At 33.1% G+C, this 17,802-nt stretch carries 14 protein-coding genes; 2 read left to right on the top strand and 12 right to left on the bottom strand.

What is annotated here, in order from left to right; genetic code table 11:
• Positions 1-10: 10 nt before the first annotated feature.
• The 12 genes from QWY92_RS17455 to QWY92_RS17400 form a co-directional block, all read right to left on the bottom strand.
• Complete coding sequence (locus QWY92_RS17455; protein WP_290273703.1) at positions 11-3,388, bottom strand: SusC/RagA family TonB-linked outer membrane protein; 3,378 nt, start codon at positions 3,386-3,388, stop codon at positions 11-13.
• Positions 3,389-3,421: 33 nt separating this feature from the next.
• On the bottom strand, positions 3,422-4,537 hold the full coding sequence (locus QWY92_RS17450) for a FecR family protein (RefSeq protein WP_290273700.1): 1,116 nt from the start codon (positions 4,535-4,537) through the stop codon (positions 3,422-3,424).
• A 126-nt stretch (positions 4,538-4,663) separates the two neighbouring features.
• The gene (locus tag QWY92_RS17445; RefSeq protein ID WP_290273697.1) at positions 4,664-5,194 is read right to left on the bottom strand and encodes an RNA polymerase sigma factor; all 531 of its coding nucleotides are present in this window, start codon (positions 5,192-5,194) and stop codon (positions 4,664-4,666) included.
• Positions 5,195-5,297: 103 nt separating this feature from the next.
• Positions 5,298-7,241 carry a VWA domain-containing protein gene (locus QWY92_RS17440; RefSeq protein ID WP_336622103.1) on the bottom strand — a complete coding sequence of 648 codons (1,944 nt, stop codon included), beginning with the start codon at positions 7,239-7,241 and terminating at the stop codon, positions 5,298-5,300.
• Between the two features lie 144 nt (positions 7,242-7,385).
• A complete protein-coding gene (gene fabG / locus QWY92_RS17435) occupies positions 7,386-8,132 on the bottom strand; it encodes a 3-oxoacyl-[acyl-carrier-protein] reductase (protein ID WP_290273690.1) in 747 nt (248 codons plus the stop codon).
• A gap of 354 nt (positions 8,133-8,486) precedes the next feature.
• The gene (sucD, locus tag QWY92_RS17430; RefSeq protein WP_290273689.1) at positions 8,487-9,362 is read right to left on the bottom strand and encodes a succinate--CoA ligase subunit alpha; all 876 of its coding nucleotides are present in this window, start codon (positions 9,360-9,362) and stop codon (positions 8,487-8,489) included.
• A gap of 76 nt (positions 9,363-9,438) precedes the next feature.
• A complete protein-coding gene (locus QWY92_RS17425) occupies positions 9,439-10,383 on the bottom strand; it encodes a UDP-3-O-(3-hydroxymyristoyl)glucosamine N-acyltransferase (RefSeq protein WP_290273686.1) in 945 nt (314 codons plus the stop codon).
• Between the two features lie 35 nt (positions 10,384-10,418).
• Positions 10,419-10,985, bottom strand: coding sequence for an elongation factor P (gene efp / locus QWY92_RS17420; RefSeq protein WP_290273683.1), 567 nt, complete (start codon positions 10,983-10,985; stop codon positions 10,419-10,421).
• A 58-nt stretch (positions 10,986-11,043) separates the two neighbouring features.
• Positions 11,044-11,829: an acyl-ACP--UDP-N-acetylglucosamine O-acyltransferase gene (gene lpxA / locus QWY92_RS17415; protein ID WP_290273680.1), complete on the bottom strand. Its 786-nt coding sequence runs from the start codon at positions 11,827-11,829 to the stop codon at positions 11,044-11,046.
• Between the two features lie 58 nt (positions 11,830-11,887).
• Positions 11,888-13,294: a bifunctional UDP-3-O-[3-hydroxymyristoyl] N-acetylglucosamine deacetylase/3-hydroxyacyl-ACP dehydratase gene (locus tag QWY92_RS17410; RefSeq protein WP_290273677.1), complete on the bottom strand. Its 1,407-nt coding sequence runs from the start codon at positions 13,292-13,294 to the stop codon at positions 11,888-11,890.
• The gene (lpxD, locus tag QWY92_RS17405) at positions 13,281-14,306 is read right to left on the bottom strand and encodes a UDP-3-O-(3-hydroxymyristoyl)glucosamine N-acyltransferase (RefSeq protein WP_290273674.1); all 1,026 of its coding nucleotides are present in this window, start codon (positions 14,304-14,306) and stop codon (positions 13,281-13,283) included. The genes QWY92_RS17410 and lpxD overlap by 14 nt, the downstream gene beginning before the upstream one ends.
• 53 nt (positions 14,307-14,359) lie before the next feature.
• A complete protein-coding gene (locus QWY92_RS17400) occupies positions 14,360-15,580 on the bottom strand; it encodes an HD domain-containing protein (protein ID WP_290273670.1) in 1,221 nt (406 codons plus the stop codon).
• A 118-nt stretch (positions 15,581-15,698) separates the two neighbouring features.
• Between QWY92_RS17400 and porX the strand changes: the two genes are divergently transcribed.
• Positions 15,699-17,252, top strand: coding sequence for a T9SS response regulator signal transducer PorX (gene porX, locus QWY92_RS17395; protein WP_290273667.1), 1,554 nt, complete (start codon positions 15,699-15,701; stop codon positions 17,250-17,252).
• 93 nt (positions 17,253-17,345) lie between these two features.
• Positions 17,346-17,750, top strand: coding sequence for a tRNA (adenosine(37)-N6)-threonylcarbamoyltransferase complex ATPase subunit type 1 TsaE (gene tsaE, locus QWY92_RS17390; RefSeq protein WP_290273664.1), 405 nt, complete (start codon positions 17,346-17,348; stop codon positions 17,748-17,750).
• Positions 17,751-17,802 lie beyond the last annotated feature (52 nt).

Here is a 17,802-nt window from a genome sequence, read left to right as displayed (position 1 = left end):
TCTTTTCTATTTAAAATGTTACGTTTAATCCTAATGAAATTTCGGTTTCAATAGGATAACCACCAATGTTACTTTTGTAAGAGTTTCTGCCGTCTATATCATGCGGAGTCCACACATATAAATTGTTTCCTATAAGCGAAAGTCCCATAGATTGTAGACCTAATGATTTTGTTAATTGGTCGTCAAAAACATAACTAAAAGAGGCGTTTTGTATTTTAATATTGGTTTTACTGAATAGGAATCTTGTAGAATCTCTAGTAGATCCTGTACTAACACCCCAAACAGGTTTTGGAGCTAAAGCTAAATCGCCTTCGGATTGCCAACGGTCTAATTGATTTACAGATTGGTTATCACTATTGATATTTAAACCATCTGAATTTACATTTCTAGCAAAGGTGCTGAAACTGTATCCGCCCACAGTATAACCTGTTGTTATGCTAAAATTGAATTTATTTTTATAAGAAAACGTATTAGTCATACTTCCAAATACATCAGGATTTGATGCTTTTTCGGCAACTCTATTATCAATACTATATTCTTTAGTGATATTACCTTCGGTATCATACCACATTGGACTTCCATCTCTAGGGTCTACACCAGCCCATCTTACTAAATAATAAGTATCTGTACTTTTACCAACTTCTAAACGTTTCTTTCCTAAATTCTTTGGAAGATCATTATAAAGTTCTAATAATTTATTCTGATTGTGAGACGCTATCAAACGCGTTTGCCAATTGAAGTTTTTAGTAACAATATTTTGAGATTCAATAGTTACTTCTATACCTTTATTTTCAATTTCACCAACATTTCTTACAATTGTAGTTACTCCTGTAGTACGAGAAGCATCTAAATCACTAATTAAATTTTCGGTTTTATTTCGGTAAACTTCAGTTAAAATATCTAATCGATTATTTAGTAAAGCTATACGTAAACCAAAATTCGCCATATACGTAGTTTCCCAACTTAAATCTGGATTTGCTCCTGTTGATATTCCTGCGCCTAATGAATCGCCGTATTGATAAGAACTATTAATAACATAAACCCCTTCCGGATCTTGAGTACCAAACCTTGAATTCCCATTGGTTCCGTAACTTCCTTTCAAACTTAAAACATTGATTAAATCACTATTGAAAAAATCTTCCTTATGAATATTCCAAGAAGCACCAGCAGACAAGAAATTTGCACGACGTACATTTTTTCCGAAGTTAGAATTTCCATCATTTCTAGCGTTTAAAGATAAGTTGTAACGATTATCATAACTATAAGATATTTGCCCTAAAACAGACGCCTTCCTTGTGATGTATTCACTGTTAGTTCCATCAGAAAATGATGCCAAACCAACCAATCGGATATGGTCGTTTACAAAACCAGATCCATTAGCGCTTATTGTTTTAGATGTATTAGAGCCCAACTCTAAACCAACAACACCAGAAACTTGGTGTAATCCCATGGTTTTATTAAAATTTAATCTGTGAATAGTATTCCAGTTTAAAAAGTTAGCACTCGTTGCGTAAGCATAACCTTCTGGAACGCCTTCTAAACTAGTACCAGACCAGTTTTTCATGGATTGATATATATCTTCTTGATAATTATTATAATCTATCCCAAATTGAGAACTAAAAGAAAACATATCGTTTATGTCATATTTTAACTGCACCGATCCTTGAAAAGCAAAAGCGTTTTGACCGTTATCATTTTGCTCACGTTCTGAAATACTATTGAAAAACTTTTTCTCTATCCATCTTGGTGAGCCATCCGTATTAGTTCCTTCAATAATAGAATATAGTTGCCTAAGCGTGCCATCGGCATTGTAAGGCGAGATAATAGGAATATTACTATGGTATTCATCTCCTGGCGAAAATGTGCTGTTGATGTTATAAGATCCTGATAAAGAAAAATTTAAATTTAATTTATTAGAAAGCTTTACATTATTATTAGAACGCAAAGACATACGTTGTTGCTTATTGCCTTGCAACGCCATGTTGTTTTCAAAATACGAACCCGAAATTCGGTAAGTCGATTTTTCGCTTCCACCCGATGCCGATAAATTAATTTGTGAGGTCGATCCTATGTCAAAAAACTCATCATACCAATCTGTATTGGTTGTTGAGTAACTATTCATAGGATTATCTGTAAAAGGAAATAGAGCTAAATCGTTTCCAGCATTTACAAAAGCTTCTTTTGCCAAGGTTAAATAATCTTGCCCGTCAAGTACCTTAAATTTTGTACTATTATTAATAAATGACACTCCTGAACGTAATGATAAATTTAATTGTGGTTTATTCGCTTTACCCTTTTTTAAGGTTACTAAAATTACTCCATTGGCCCCATCAGCACCATAAATAGTGGTTGCTGAAGCATCTTTTAACACAGTCATAGATTCAATATCATCTGGATTTATAAATGATAACGGACTTACGCTTGTTTGTATTCCTGAAATTAAATTTGTTTTACCTCCAGTATTAATAGGCACTCCATCCACAATCCACAATGGCTCGTTTGAAGCTGTTAATGATGCTTTACCTCTAATGGTAACCGAATATCTTGGTCTTGAACTTGTAGCTCCGTTACTTTGTGGATTAAGCTCTAAACCCGGAATAATACCTTCCAAAAGCTTATCTACACGTTGCTGTGGTAAATTAGCAATATCCTTAGATTTTATTTGGTACGCACTCGATACTAAATTCGATTTCTTTTGTGTAGTACCATAATTACTAGTTACAATAACTTCATCTAAAGATTGAATATCTTCTTTTAAAACAATATTTTTAAACCAAGATGTTGTTACCACCAATTCTTGATCTAAAAAACCCATACTTGAAATTTTTACAATACTTCCTTCCGGAATTCCTTCAATAGAAAAGTTTCCGTCAAAATCTGTAATAGACCATTTGGTTGGATCGTTTTTTAAAACTAAAGTTACGCTTGCTATGGGCTGGCCCGACTCATCTGATACAACTCCAGATATGTCTAATAAGTTCTGCAATAACTGACTTAAAATACTTTTAGAGGCCTTTTCTTTCTCTTTATAAAGCACCACCTGTTTGTTTATAACCCTATATTTTATGTTGGTATCGCTTAAAATAAGTTTGAATACCTCTTTGATATCCTTATCAACAACATTTAAACTTACTTTGGTGTTTAAATCCGCATCATTTAAGCCTGATTGAATAAAAACATAATCCGATTTTTTCTCAATTTTTGAAATCACTTCTTTAATCGAAATGTTTTCAAAATTTAAGGTTATGTTTCCTATTTGAGAATTTGCTGTTGTCGCATGTAAACTCGCCAATATAGTTAGTAATTGAAAAGTTAAAATACTTATAAGCTTTTTGTTCACGCTTGGCATATTATACAGCTTGAGTTTTTCTGAAAGTGTTTTTTTCATTGTAAATGAGATCTATTGATGTTATTATACGGCCTAATTAGTATCGTTATTTTGAATTTTAAATGTATTATTAGAAAGTGTCGATAAGGTTTCTAGTACATCTTCTAAGTTTGATGATAAATAAATTTTCCCTGTGCAGCTTTCTCCTTTAAGATCATTTTCAACATTCGAAAATGAAACATTGTAATACCTAGATAATTCTAGTAAAATGGATTCTATAGGAGTGTCATCGAATATTAAATACCCGTTTTTCCAAGAAGTGTACATTTCGGTATCCACGTTTTTCTTAACCAATTGTGATGATGAAATATCTAACGATTCATTTGGAACCATATCAGCCTCCATATTGTCTATTGTAGAAACCCCCACTGATCCTTCAACCAAAACAACCCTTTGATCGTTACTGTTTTCATAAGCTTTTACATCGAACGTTGTTCCATAAACATTCACATCAAAGCGCGATGTTTCTACTTTAAAAGGTTTCGTCTTATCTTTAAATACTTCGATATAAATTTCACCTTCAACATGAATAGTTCTATTATCTGTATTGAATTTGGAAGGAAACCGTACGGTAGATCCTGAATTTACCCATAATTTAGAACCATCGGCTAGGACTAACTCAGAGCGTTTTCCGAAAGGCACTTTAAGCGTGTTAAAACTATTTTCAGTATTGGTTTCTAAATTTTCACCTTCCGCATTTGTTATTCCTGTTTCGCTAACGGTAAGCACTTCGTTATTGGGTAGTGAAAAAGTTTTATCTTTTGTAATTAACTGAATGGAAGTATCAGTTGTCGCTTTTTCAACTATAATTTGCTGAACTTCTAATTCATCTGAAGTAGAATAAATCCCTAAAAACACGAAAATTAAAGCACAAGCCGCAGCTACGTAATAAAACTTTCGGAGTTTATGCGTTCTTACAACTTTATTTGAATTCTCAAAAATACGTTGGTGTAAAAGTTCGCGATTATCTGATGATAAGCGTTCAGAATTAAATTTTACGTTGCTAAACTCAACCTTGGCAGCTTCAAAATTGGCACGGTCGCCAGGGTGTTTATCAAGATATAATTCCCAATATTTTTTAGTTTCATCATCCTTAATAAGCATGAGTAACATAAAATAATCATTCTCTAAAAAATCTTTTACAGTCATTTTAATAGCTAAGTGATTTAAAAATTAAACTTTCATAAAAAGTTTATACACTTACAAGACTGTGGAGCACTAAAAGTATCACCGCCTTAAATGTTAATATTATGTTAAAGTAACAAAATAAAGATATTAGCTAGAGCTACAGGATAGAAACAAGTAGAATTCTCCAGCGTTATTTTGGCGTAAATATTTAAGCGCTTTTAGAATGAGGTTTCTACAGGCAGGTACTGTTATATTAAGTATTTCGGAGATTTGTTGGTAATTATAATCCTGTGTATAACGCAAGTAAATAATCTCACGTTGCCTAGGCGTTAAACTTTTTAGTGCGGTATCAATTTTAGTTTTTAAAAAAGATTTAGATTCTTTTTCGAGCAAAACATCTTCAACATTAACATCTAAATTAAAGGGTAATGCTTCATTACCTATTTCATAAGTTAAAAACTTCTTACTGCGTTTATATTCATCTAAAAGTTCATTTCTAACACTTTTCAGTAAATAAGGTTTTGCATTATCTGCGTAACTTAAGTTTTTATTTAAAAGGAGTTTTTGAAACACATTATGAATCGCGTCCATAACCGAACTCGCGCTAAAACCTAGATGTAATCCGTAAGCATACAAATCATCAACATAGTTTTTATATATGGTTTCTATTCTTTCCATATTTTACACAAATTCATACATCTCATATTGAATTATTCCAATTTTCACATGTGAATAAAGCTAATAAAAGCGCTAATACTGTAATGATAAAATTGAGAAGCTATTAAATTAATCCCTTATACTTTCTTAAAAACCACTCGGCAGATAAACTCAATGCGATAATGGCCAGTAAGTACTTCCAATCAATCAAAGGTAGGCTATTTTTATGGCTTTTCTGAATGGTTTTGTAGCGATTATCACCTAACAAATCATCAACCAAACTCGTTGTATTATCAATGAAATAGCTATCTCCCTCACTATTAGAAGCTAGCTGTTCTAATTTACCAACATTAGCATTTAAAAACTGCTGTTCTACGTTGTATTCTAAAATTTGAAAATGTCCTGATTTTGATAAATTCTCCTTTCCTGAGCTTACTTTAAAACTATATTCTGAAGGCGATAAATGACTTAAATCAACCTGATAATTATTGTTTTTCAGAATTAAAGGGTACGTTTTAGATGTTTTTGAAAGATTATCAGTAACCGTAATTTGAAGCGTTTCACGAGCATCAAAAACATAATTTTTATCGAAAAGCTCGGCCTTTACAATGATATTTCCGTTACCATTGTAAAACGATTGATAATCAATATTCAAACGATTTCGCTTTTTATTAGACGCTAAATATTGCACCAATTTCCCTATAAAATCATCAAATTGATTAAAGGCTTTTGTATTTAAATAACTCTGTGAACGCCATTGCCAAATGTTCTCACCAAACAAAACAGCTTCTCGCCTACCATTAGTTTCTAAAGTGGCTAACAAAGGTTGGTTTGTTGAAATGCCATTCACGGTTTTATACAATATGGTTTGAAATGGCACAGCAAAAATAACAGATCCGTAATTTGATTCTAGAGGCGGAAAAGATTCAAAATTAATATCATCCATTAAAAATGGTGAAAAATTAGTATTTAAAGTCCCTTGATAATTTTCATAATCATCGGTTATTTCATGGTCGAAACTTTTATTGTTTTCATTTAGAAAAATTAAATCCGTTTTTGTGCCTTCAATAATGAATCTATTCTTGTTTTCTTTATTTAATTCAGCTAATACATTTTTGAAGTTGTCATTGGGTTGATACAGTATAACTAATTGAAAATCATTTAATTTACCTAATAACTCTTCTGGTTTTAAAATAGAAACCTCACGTCTTTCGTTGCTTTCAACACTTCTTTTAAGCGCGCCTAAATCAGGATGGTAAAAACTAGAAACTAAAGCTATTTTGGTTTTCTGGTCAATGACTTCAACGGCAAAATTATAGGTATTATTAACTTTATTTTTCTCATTTTCCAACGGTAATAAAGTTGCCTGATAGGTATTTACGCCAACACGATCTGCTGGTAAATTGAAGTTTAAAAGCTTAGAATTGTTTTCTTTTGAAAAGCTTATCGTTTCTGAAAACACAACTGTATTTCCCTTTTTAACCACAAATTTAGAAGTGATATTTTGACTTCCGTTATAAACCAAAAAAGTTTCAACTGGAAATTTATTTTTTAAATAAGCGTATTTATTGACGTTTAATTGCTGAATTTTTAAATCGGTATACGTAATAGTATCCCCTAAAATAATAGGATAAATGGGTTGCTTGTATTTTGAAAACGCAAATTCGTAATCGTTTCCATAGGTTTGATTACCGTCTGTTATAAGTAGTGTTGGAGCTGTATGCCCTTTATAAATTTGAGCTAATTGAGAAAAAGCCTCATCAATATTGGTCTGTTTTTCTGCAAAGCTTAACGAGTCCGAATTCTTAAAGCGTTCTCCAAAAGTATAAAATTCTAAATTGAATTTTTCTTTTAAGGCATCATTCCCCGAAAGGGCTTCAACTAAACTCTTGGCTTTTTCAGTTTGATTTAGGTGTGCTACCGAATTAGAATTATCAACCGCAATCACTAAGTTTGGTCTCTCGTCGGTTAATGTTACTTGATCGAATTTCGGGTTTATTAGTAATAAAAACACCGAAAACAGACTAATAAAACGTAAAAAAGCGAAAAGCATGTTCGTTTTCGACATGCTTTTCGTTTTATTGATATACTGAAAAAGAGCTAACAAAAGCGCTACTATTCCAGCTAGTATAATGTAAATTAATGTGTCTGTTTGCATTTAAGCTTTTAAATCCATTTTTAATAAGTTTTCCAAAGTGATGGAAATTAAAAATTAAGTTAGCATACCGCCATCTACATTTAAGGTTTGCCCTGTAATGTAAGCCGACATATCACTCGCTAAAAACACACAAACATTAGCGATATCTTCTGGAGTTCCGCCACGTTTTAATGGAATGCCTGCGCGCCATCCTTTAACCACTTCTTCATCTAATTTTGCAGTCATTTCAGTTTCAATAAAACCTGGAGCCACGACGTTGCTTCTAATATTTCTAGAACCTAATTCTAAAGCTACAGATTTTGAAAAACCAATGATACCCGCTTTCGAGGCTGCATAATTAGTTTGTCCTGCGTTTCCTTTAACACCAACCACAGAACTCATGTTAATTATAGAACCTTTGCGTTGCTTTAACATGGTACGTTGTACGGCTTTGGTCATATTAAAAACAGACTTTAAGTTTACTTCTATAACGGTATCAAAATCTTCTTCTGAAATACGCATTAGTAAGTTATCTTTTGTAATACCAGCGTTGTTTACCAAAATATCAATGCTTCCAAATTCTGCTGCAACTTCTGCTGCTAATTTTTGAGCATCTTCAAAATTTGCGGCATTACTTTGGTAACCTTTAGCTTTTACACCCAATGCATTTAATTCTTTCTCAAGAGCGTTGGCTGCTTCTACTGAAGAACTATATGTAAATGCTACGTTTGCGCCTTGTTGTGCGAAAACTTCCGCAATACCCTTTCCTATCCCTCTACTGGCACCAGTGATTATGGCTGTTTTTCCTTCTAATAATTTCATTTGTTCACTTTATTATTTTATAATGACTTTATGAGTACTATTTTTATCTAAATCATAAATGATTAAAACATCAATATGGTAAGTCTCACATCATTCGTTATTATGGTTTAATTTTTAATTTAACTTGTGATTGCTTGGGTAAGCAACGAAAATCAAAGATAATAATTATAGTTAAAATTCAGCATAAAAATTCGGGCTCTATCTTACGATCGTTTAATGTTGTTTTAAAAGAACAATTTTAATGATTCCCTCAATTTATAGCCGAATTAAATTTAATATTATTGCAAAAAAAATTCGTTAACTAAAATAAGCTAACGAATTAATTTTATGTAATTCTATTTGTGATTTAACACATTATTTTGCTAAAACTTCAGCAATTTTCTTTCCAATTTCAGCAGGAGAATCTACAACGTGAATACCACAAGCTCTCATAATTTCTTTCTTAGCTTGGGCAGTATCATCACTTCCTCCAACAATAGCTCCAGCGTGTCCCATAGTACGACCTGCAGGCGCAGTTTCACCAGCGATAAAACCTACAACTGGTTTTTTACTACCACTTGCTTTGTACCAGTTAGCAGCATCAGCTTCTAATTGACCTCCAATTTCACCTATCATTACAACAGCTTCAGTTTCTGGGTCATTGATTAATAATTCAACAGCTTCTTTAGTTGTTGTTCCAATAATTGGATCTCCACCAATACCAATAGCTGTAGTTATGCCTAAACCTTGTTTTACAACTTGGTCAGCAGCTTCGTAGGTTAATGTTCCTGATTTAGAAACAATACCAACGGTACCTTTTTTGAAAACGAAACCTGGCATAATACCAACTTTAGCTTCACCTGGTGTAATAACACCTGGACAGTTAGGGCCGATTAAACGACAATCTTTATTTTTAATGTAACTCGCTGCCGTAATCATATCAGCAACAGGAATACCTTCAGTAATAGTAATAATAACTTTAATACCTGCATCGGCAGCTTCCATAATAGCATCGGCAGCAAAAGCTGGCGGTACAAAAATGATGGTTGTGTCTGCTCCAACTTGTTGAACAGCCTCTAAAACTGTATTAAAAACAGGTTTATCTAAATGGGTTTGACCACCTTTACCTGGTGTTACACCACCAACTAGGTTGGTTCCGTATTCTATCATTTGGCTGGCGTGAAAAGTTCCTTCACTACCTGTAAAACCTTGAACTATTATTTTTGAATCTTTGTTTACTAAAACGCTCATAGAAGATTTTTTATCGTTATTATATTTACTTAACAAAAGTAATTTTTTGAATTCTATTTTTAAAGTAAAAACTGAATTACTTTTTGTTGTTTTTTTTAAGTTCAGCTAATATTTCCGGAATTTTCCGGATATAAGCCATTTCCTTGAATTTATCTCTAGCTTCTACTGATGGCGAACCAAAATATGTTTTATTTTCATCCGTAGAATGTCCTAAACCAGACTGTGCATAAATCTCGGTGCCTTTGGCAATGGTAATACCACTTTTTACGCCTACTTGCCCCCAGATTACCACATTATCTTCAACCACGACACAACCAGCAATACCTGTTTGCGAAGCAATTAAACAATGTTTTCCCAATGTAGTATCGTGTCCAATTTGAATTTGATTATCCAATTTAGAACCATAACCTATACGTGTATCTGCGGTAACACCTCTATCAATGGTGCACGCTGCTCCAATATCGACATGATCTTCAATAACCACACGTCCACCAGATTTTAATCGATCATAACCTTCAGGACGTTTTTTGTAATAGAATGCATTAGCCCCTAAAACAGTTCCGGAATGAATGGTGACATTATTGCCAATTACAGCATCATCATAAATACTAACATTAGCATGAATGATACAATTATCTCCTATTTCAACATTATGACCAATAAAACAATTGGGTTGAATAACCGTGTTTTTTCCAATTTTAGCCGTTGCTGAAATAGCACTATTGGCCGATTGAAATGGTTTAAAGTGATTGGTTAATGTATTAAAGTCGCGAAACGGATCGTCGCTAACCAATAACACTTTTCCTTCTGGGCAATCTACTTCTTTATTTATTAAAATAATGGTTGCTGCAGAATTTAAGGCTTTATCGTAATATTTTGGATGATCTACAAAAACAATATCTCCAGGTTCTACAACATGAATTTCGTTCATCCCTAAAACAGGATAATGCGCATCACCAACAAATTCGCTACTAATTAAAGTGGCTATTTGTTCTAAAGTATGTGGTTTTGGAAATTTCATATATTAAGGTAACTTATTGAATACAGTTAAGTTGTTTACTCCTTTACACGTTCTTTATAAGTTCCCTTAGCTGTTTCAACTTTAATTTTATCACCTTCGTTAATAAACAATGGTACATTAACAGTAGCTCCAGTTTCTACGGTTGCCGGTTTTGTAGCATTTGTTGCTGTATTTCCCTTAACGCCAGGCTCTGTTGCTGTTATTTCTAAAATAACACTTGCTGGTAAATCTACCGAAAGTGGTGAGTTGTCTTCAGTATTAATTAATACTGTTACTACTTCGCCTTCTTTCATTAATCCTGGATTATCTAAAGCTGCTTCTAATAAACGAATTTGAGTATAATCAGCTTCATTCATAAAATGATAAAATTCACCATCATTATATAAATACTGAAATTTGTGCGTTTCAACACGAACATCTTCTAATTTATGTCCTGCAGAAAATGTATTATCTAATACTTTTCCAGTTGTTACACTTTTCATTTTGGTTCTAACAAACGCCGGCCCCTTACCTGGCTTTACGTGTAAGAATTCAATGATTTTATATATATCGTTGTTATATCGAAGGCATAAGCCATTTCTAATATCACTTGTAGTTACCATAATTTATTTTGTAATTTAATATTTGATTTTAGCCCTTTTTGTAAAAGACTAGCTCGATTTAATTTGATTTAAAGTATCCTTTCATGATACCACGATGTGAATTCTTGATAAATTGAAGAATTTCGTCACGTTCTGGAGTAGCCTCCATTTCTGCTTCAATAATTTCGGCAGCTTGTGCATTATTAAAATTCTTCTGATAAAGGATTCTGAAAATATCTTGAATTTCTCTAATTTTTTCTGTTGTATAACCACGGCGTCTTAACCCAACCGAGTTAATCCCGACATAAGAAAGAGGTTCCCTAGCTGCTTTTACAAAAGGAGGCACATCTTTTCTAACTAACGATCCGCCGGTTACAAAGGCATGGTTTCCTATGGATACAAATTGATGAACCGCCGTCATACCTGCTAAAACCACATAATCGCCAACAGTAATGTGCCCTGCAAGCGTACTATTGTTTGAAAAAATACAGTTATTACCAACAATACAATCATGTGCAATATGGCAATACGCCATAATTAGACAATTGTTACCAATTACGGTTTTCATTTTATCAGTAGTCCCTCTATTAATAGTTACACACTCTCTGATGGTAACATTGTCGCCAATTTCAGTAGTGGTATCTTCATCATTATATTTTAAATCTTGTGGCACTGCAGAAATAACAGCACCAGGAAAAATATTACAATTTTTACCAATACGCGCACCTTCCATGATGGTTACGTTACTTCCTATCCACGTGCCTTCACCAATAATCACATTATTATGAATGGTAGTAAAAGGCTCTATGACCACATTTTTTGCAATTTTGGCACCTGGATGCACATATGCTAATGGTTGATTCATTTTTTAGTTTTTAGTTTAATCTTAAAGCGAATGTTAGTTATTTATAACTATTCACCATTTACTTTACTTTTGATATTTGCGCCATTAATTCGGCTTCTGCACAAAGTTTCCCGTTGGCATAGGCATACCCTTGCATGTGACAAATACCACGACGAATAGGTGTGATTAACGAACATTTAAAGATTAACGTATCACCTGGTACCACTTTTTGTTTAAATTTAACTTTATCCATTTTCATGAAAAATGTTAAATAATTTTCCGGATCTGGCACTGTGTTTAATACCAAAACACCACCTGTTTGCGCCATAGCTTCTACTATTAAAACGCCTGGCATTACTGGTGCTCCTGGAAAATGACCTTTAAAAAACTCCTCGTTCATGGTTACGTTTTTTTGGGCTATAACATGACTTTCAGAAAGCTCAAAAACCTTATCTATTAATAAAAAAGGTTGACGGTGTGGTAACATATCCATAATTTGATTCACATCCATTAAAGGTGCTTGATTCAAATCTATATTTGGAACATTATTACGACGTTCTATTTTTATAAGTTTAGATAATTTTTTAGCAAACTGCGTATTGATATAATGCCCAGGTTTATTAGCAATTACTTTTCCGCGAATGTGCGTACCAATTAAAGCTAAATCACCAATAACATCTAAAAGTTTATGGCGTGCCGCTTCGTTTGGATAATGTAATGTTAAGTTATCTAAAATACCGTTTGGTTTAACGGCTATGTTTTCTTTATTAAATGCAACTCTTAATTTTTTCATGGTTTCTGGTGATAATTCTTTATCAACATAAACAATGGCATTATTTAAATCGCCTCCTTTAATTAAACCATGCTCTAAAAGCATTTCAATTTCATGTAAAAAACTGAAAGTTCTAGAGTTTGAAATTTCTTCTTTAAAATCTGAAACTTGGTTTAATGTTGCATTTTGAGTACCTAAAACTTTAGTTCCAAAATCGACCATAGTGGTAACTTGATACTCTTTAGCTGGCATCACTAAAATTTCGCTACCCGATTCTTCATCAACATAAGAAATAACATCTGTTACTTCATACACTTCTCTAAAAGCATCTAATTCTACAATTTCTGCTTTTTCGATAGCTTCAACAAAAAACTTAGACGATCCGTCCATAATTGGAGGTTCGGCAGCATCTAATTCAATTATAACATTATCGACATCTAAACCTACAAATGCAGCTAAAACATGCTCTGACGTTTGAATGGTTACCCCATTTTTCTCCAAACAAGTGCCACGTTGTGTACTGGTTACATAATTGGCATCGGCTTCAATTACAGGTGTTCCCTCTAAATCTACACGTTTAAAAGACAAGCCTGAATTGGCTGGTGCTGGTTTAAAAGTTAAGGTTACATTTTTTCCTGTGTGTAAACCAACTCCGGTTAGAGTAACATCTTTTAGAATGGTTTTTTGCTTGATTTCAGTGTTAACTATTCCCATTTATTTTTTCTAAATCATTTATATTTTTAACAATCCTTGGTAGATTTTTAAAATGAACATACGATTTGTTATAATCGCTAATAGCCAAAGCTGGGGAGCCTTGGAGTACTTCATTATCTTTTACATGTCTGGCAATACCAGATTGTGCTTGTATTTTTACGTTATTACCGATAGTAATATGACCTGCAACACCAACTTGCCCTCCAATTTGGCAATTTTCGCCAATTTTAGTAGATCCTGCAACGCCTGATTGTGCTGCAATAACTGTGTTTTTACCAATTTCGACATTGTGCGCTATTTGAATTTGATTATCCAACTTAACACCTCTTCTAATAATGGTAGAGCCTAAAGTGGCTCTATCTATTGTGGTACCAGCACCAACATCAACATAATCTTCAATAATTACATTTCCTGTTTGTGGTATCTTATTATAGCCTCCATTTTCGTTTGGAGCAAACCCAAATCCGTCTGCGCCAATAATAGCTCCAGAATTAACCACACAGCTTTTACCTATAATGGTTTCAGAATAAATTTTAGCACCTGCAAAAATGATCGTGTTATCGCCTAAAACCACATTCTCTCCAATATAACTGTTGGGGAAAATTTTTACATTTTCACCAATACTCACATTATCTGAAATATAGCTAAAGGCTCCTATATATACATTATCACCATATTTAGCAGATTCTGATATAAACGAAGGTTGCTCTACACCTACTTTATTAAGTTTTACCGAATTGTAATATTCTAGTATTTTAGAAAATGCCACATAGGCATCTTCCACTTTAATAAGTGTTGTATTTAATTCTTTTTCGGGCTTAAACGTCTTGTTAACAATAGTTACAGACGCTTTTGTTTTATATATATGTGCGGTGTATTTAGGATTGGCTAAAAAGGTCAAAGACCCTTCAAACCCTTCTTCAATTTTAGATAGCTTTGATACTTCTACATCGGGGTTACCAATGACATCACCTTCTAAAATACCCGCTATTTGTTGTGCAGTAAACTTCACACTAAAGATTTATTGTTTTTTTGTTCGATTCAGGCAAAAATAGGAAAAATGTGTTAAACTTTAACCTTAGGGTAACATATATAATATTTGGTTACCGGTTTTGAGAGCGCTTTTAAATTAAGTTGATCGGATGCTTTTACAATATCTTCAATTTTTCCAGACTTATGTAAAATGTTAATTCCTTGCTGTTTTAGTTGATATGCCTGGTTTGCAATGCTTCCGGTGAACACAAAATACTCAGCCTCTGCCCTAGTAATTTTATGATGCCCAATAAAAATTTCAATTTGCTTTTCTAAATTTTGTTTTTTTATTGGCTTATTCTTTAGCTTAATTTTTAATAAGTTTCGGTTAATAATCATTTCACACAAATGCCTTAACACAAAATCGTCGTGAAATTGCCAAGCTTTCATGGCCGAAATAATATCATAATCATCCAATTGTGAAAAGATATTTAAGGTTTCATCAGAAAAATCATTGATCGAAATTTCATTATTCAGAAAAAACTGAAGCGGTTTGCTAGCTTCCAACTTTTCGCCTTTCAAGGTTAACTCTTTCGCGCGTTTTAAAACCCGAATTAGTAACTGCTCGGCAACCAAACCTGTTTTATGTAAATACACTTGCCAATACATTAATCGGCGGGCAATAATGAATTTTTCAACACTATAAATGCCTTTTTCTTCAACCACCAATTCATCATCAACAGCATTTAACATAGTAATTAAACGTTCGCTATTAATATTGCCTTCGGCTACACCTGTGTAAAAACTATCACGTTTTAAATAATCGGCCCGATCCATATCAAACTGACCCGAAATAAGCTGATACATGAACTTTCGATGGTAATTTCCTTTGAAAATTTCAATGGCTAGCGTTAAACTTCCGTTAAATTCAACATTCAAACGCTCCATAAAAAGCATTGAAATTTCCTCGTGAGATACATTATCTACAATACTATGTTCCATGGCATGCGAAAATGGACCATGCCCAATATCATGCAATAATATGGCAATATAGAGCGCTTCTTCTTCTGCTTCAGAAATGATAACCCCTTTAAAACGAAGCACATTCACGGCTTGCTGCATTAAATGCACGCAACCAATAGCATGATGAAACCGCGTGTGGTGTGCGCCCGGATATACCATATATGAGAGTCCCATTTGGGTAATTCGGCGTAAACGTTGAAAATATTTATGTTGTATTAAATCGAAAACTAACGAATTTGGAATAGTAATAAAACCGTAAATTGGGTCGTTTAATATTTTAAGTTTGTTCAAACTTTAAGTTTTTACATTATATTACAAATATAGCGATATGAAATGAGCCTAACTAACATTTTAAAGGCTGTCATTTTTCGCTTCATTTTAACTTTAAAATCTTTACAAAAACATACATATGAATAAAATAAAAATACTTTGGGTAGATGATGAAATTGATTTATTAAAACCTCATATTTTATTTCTTGAGAAGAAAAATTACTTAGTTACCAAATGCAATAGTGGCTCAGAAGCGATCGATATTTTAGATGAAGAAAATTTCGATATCGTGTTTTTAGATGAAAACATGCCAGGCCTTAGCGGTTTAGAAACGTTACACGAAATTAAAGAGAAAAAAGACAACCTTCCGGTGGTGATGATCACCAAAAGTGAGGAAGAATATATAATGGAGGAAGCTATTGGCAATAAAATAGCCGATTACCTAATAAAACCCGTAAACCCAAACCAAATTTTGTTGAGTTTAAAGAAAAATCTGGATCATTCCCGATTGATTTCTGAAAAAACGACATCTAATTACCAACAAGAGTTCCGGAAAATTGCAATGGACTTGTCTATGGTAAACACTTATGAAGAATGGGTTAGCCTGTACCAAAAATTAGTGTATTGGGAAATCCAATTGGAAGATATTGAAGATGCCGGAATGTTTGAAATTTTAGAATCTCAAAAAAATGAAGCCAACACGCACTTTGGTAAATTTATAGAAAAAAACTATGCCGATTGGTTTGAGCCAAACACTGAGGCTCCAATAATGTCGCATACGCTATTCAAAGAAAAAATTGCACCAGAACTAAGCAAAGAACAGCCAACACTGCTTGTGGTTATTGATAATTTACGTTACGATCAATGGAAAGTGTTCGAACCTATTATTAATAACTATTATAAAAAAGAAACAGAAGATGCTTTTTTCAGCATCCTTCCAACGGCTACACAATACGCTAGAAACGCTATTTTCTCTGGGTTAATGCCTAGTGATATGGAGAAATTATTTCCTAAATACTGGAAAAATGATACCGATGAAGGTGGAAAAAATCTTTTTGAAGCAGAATTTCTAGAAACGCAATTAAAACGTTTAGGCCTTAGCCATTTAGAACACGAATATTTCAAGATTACAAACTTAAAGGCAGGAAAAAAATTAGTAGACAATTTTAAAAGCTTAAAGAAAAATGATTTAAGCGTTGTAGTTTACAATTTTGTAGATATGCTTTCGCACTCAAAAACAGAAATGGAAGTTGTAAAAGAATTGGCTTCTAATGATAAAGCTTATCGTTCTTTAACCCACAGTTGGTTTAAAAACTCACCGCTTTTAGAAATGATTCAACAAGCGCAACAACTTGGCTTTAAGCTAATTTTAACCACAGACCACGGGACTATTAATGTAAAAAACCCATCGAAAGTTATTGGCGATCGGGATACCAGTTTAAATTTACGTTACAAAACAGGGCGTAGCTTAACTTATGAAGACAAAGAAGTTGTTGCGTTTAAAAACCCAAAAGAAATTCATTTACCATCTATCAGTATGAGCAGTTCATTTATTTTTGCTAAAAACGACTTGTTCTTCGCCTACCCAAACAACTATAATCATTATGTAAGTTATTTTAGAAACACGTATCAACACGGTGGCGTTTCTTTAGAGGAGATGGTTATTCCATTTGTCGTATTTAATCCGAAGTAATTGTTAATACTGAGTCTAAAGGCGCTTTAGGGTGGCTGTTATTTGTAGGAATTAAAAATTATTTACTATTATTGTGTTATTAAATTTTTAAAATTGAAAGTTACTTACCAACTTAAAGACGTAGAACGTATTGCTAAACAACTCATTGAGAATGTTAAGTCTAAAACCTTGTTATTCCGTGGCGAGATGGGTGTTGGAAAAACAACCCTAATTAGTGCTATAATTAAGGTTTTAGGTAGTCATGACGACGTTAGCAGTCCTACCTTTTCTATTGTTAATGAATACCAATTGAATGATAAAAAAATATATCATTTCGATTTGTATAGAATTAACGATTTAGAGGAAGCTTACAATTTTGGAATTGAAGATTATTTGGATTCTGATAATTGGATTATTATTGAATGGCCAGAAATTCTTGAACCCCTATACTCAGGAACTGAAAACATAATAAGCATAGAACTATTATCAGAAAACACACGACAATTAGTAGCAAATTAAACCAACCAACCCTAACATTATTAGTTCATAAGCATGCCAAAAACACGAATAC

Origin of the sequence: Algibacter miyuki (genome assembly GCF_030409805.1) — a bacterium.
In the GTDB taxonomy this organism is placed as follows: Bacteria; Bacteroidota; Bacteroidia; order Flavobacteriales; family Flavobacteriaceae; genus Algibacter; species Algibacter miyuki.
The sequence above is the reverse complement of the archived record's forward strand: the minus strand, read 5'-3'. Positions and strand labels throughout refer to the sequence as shown.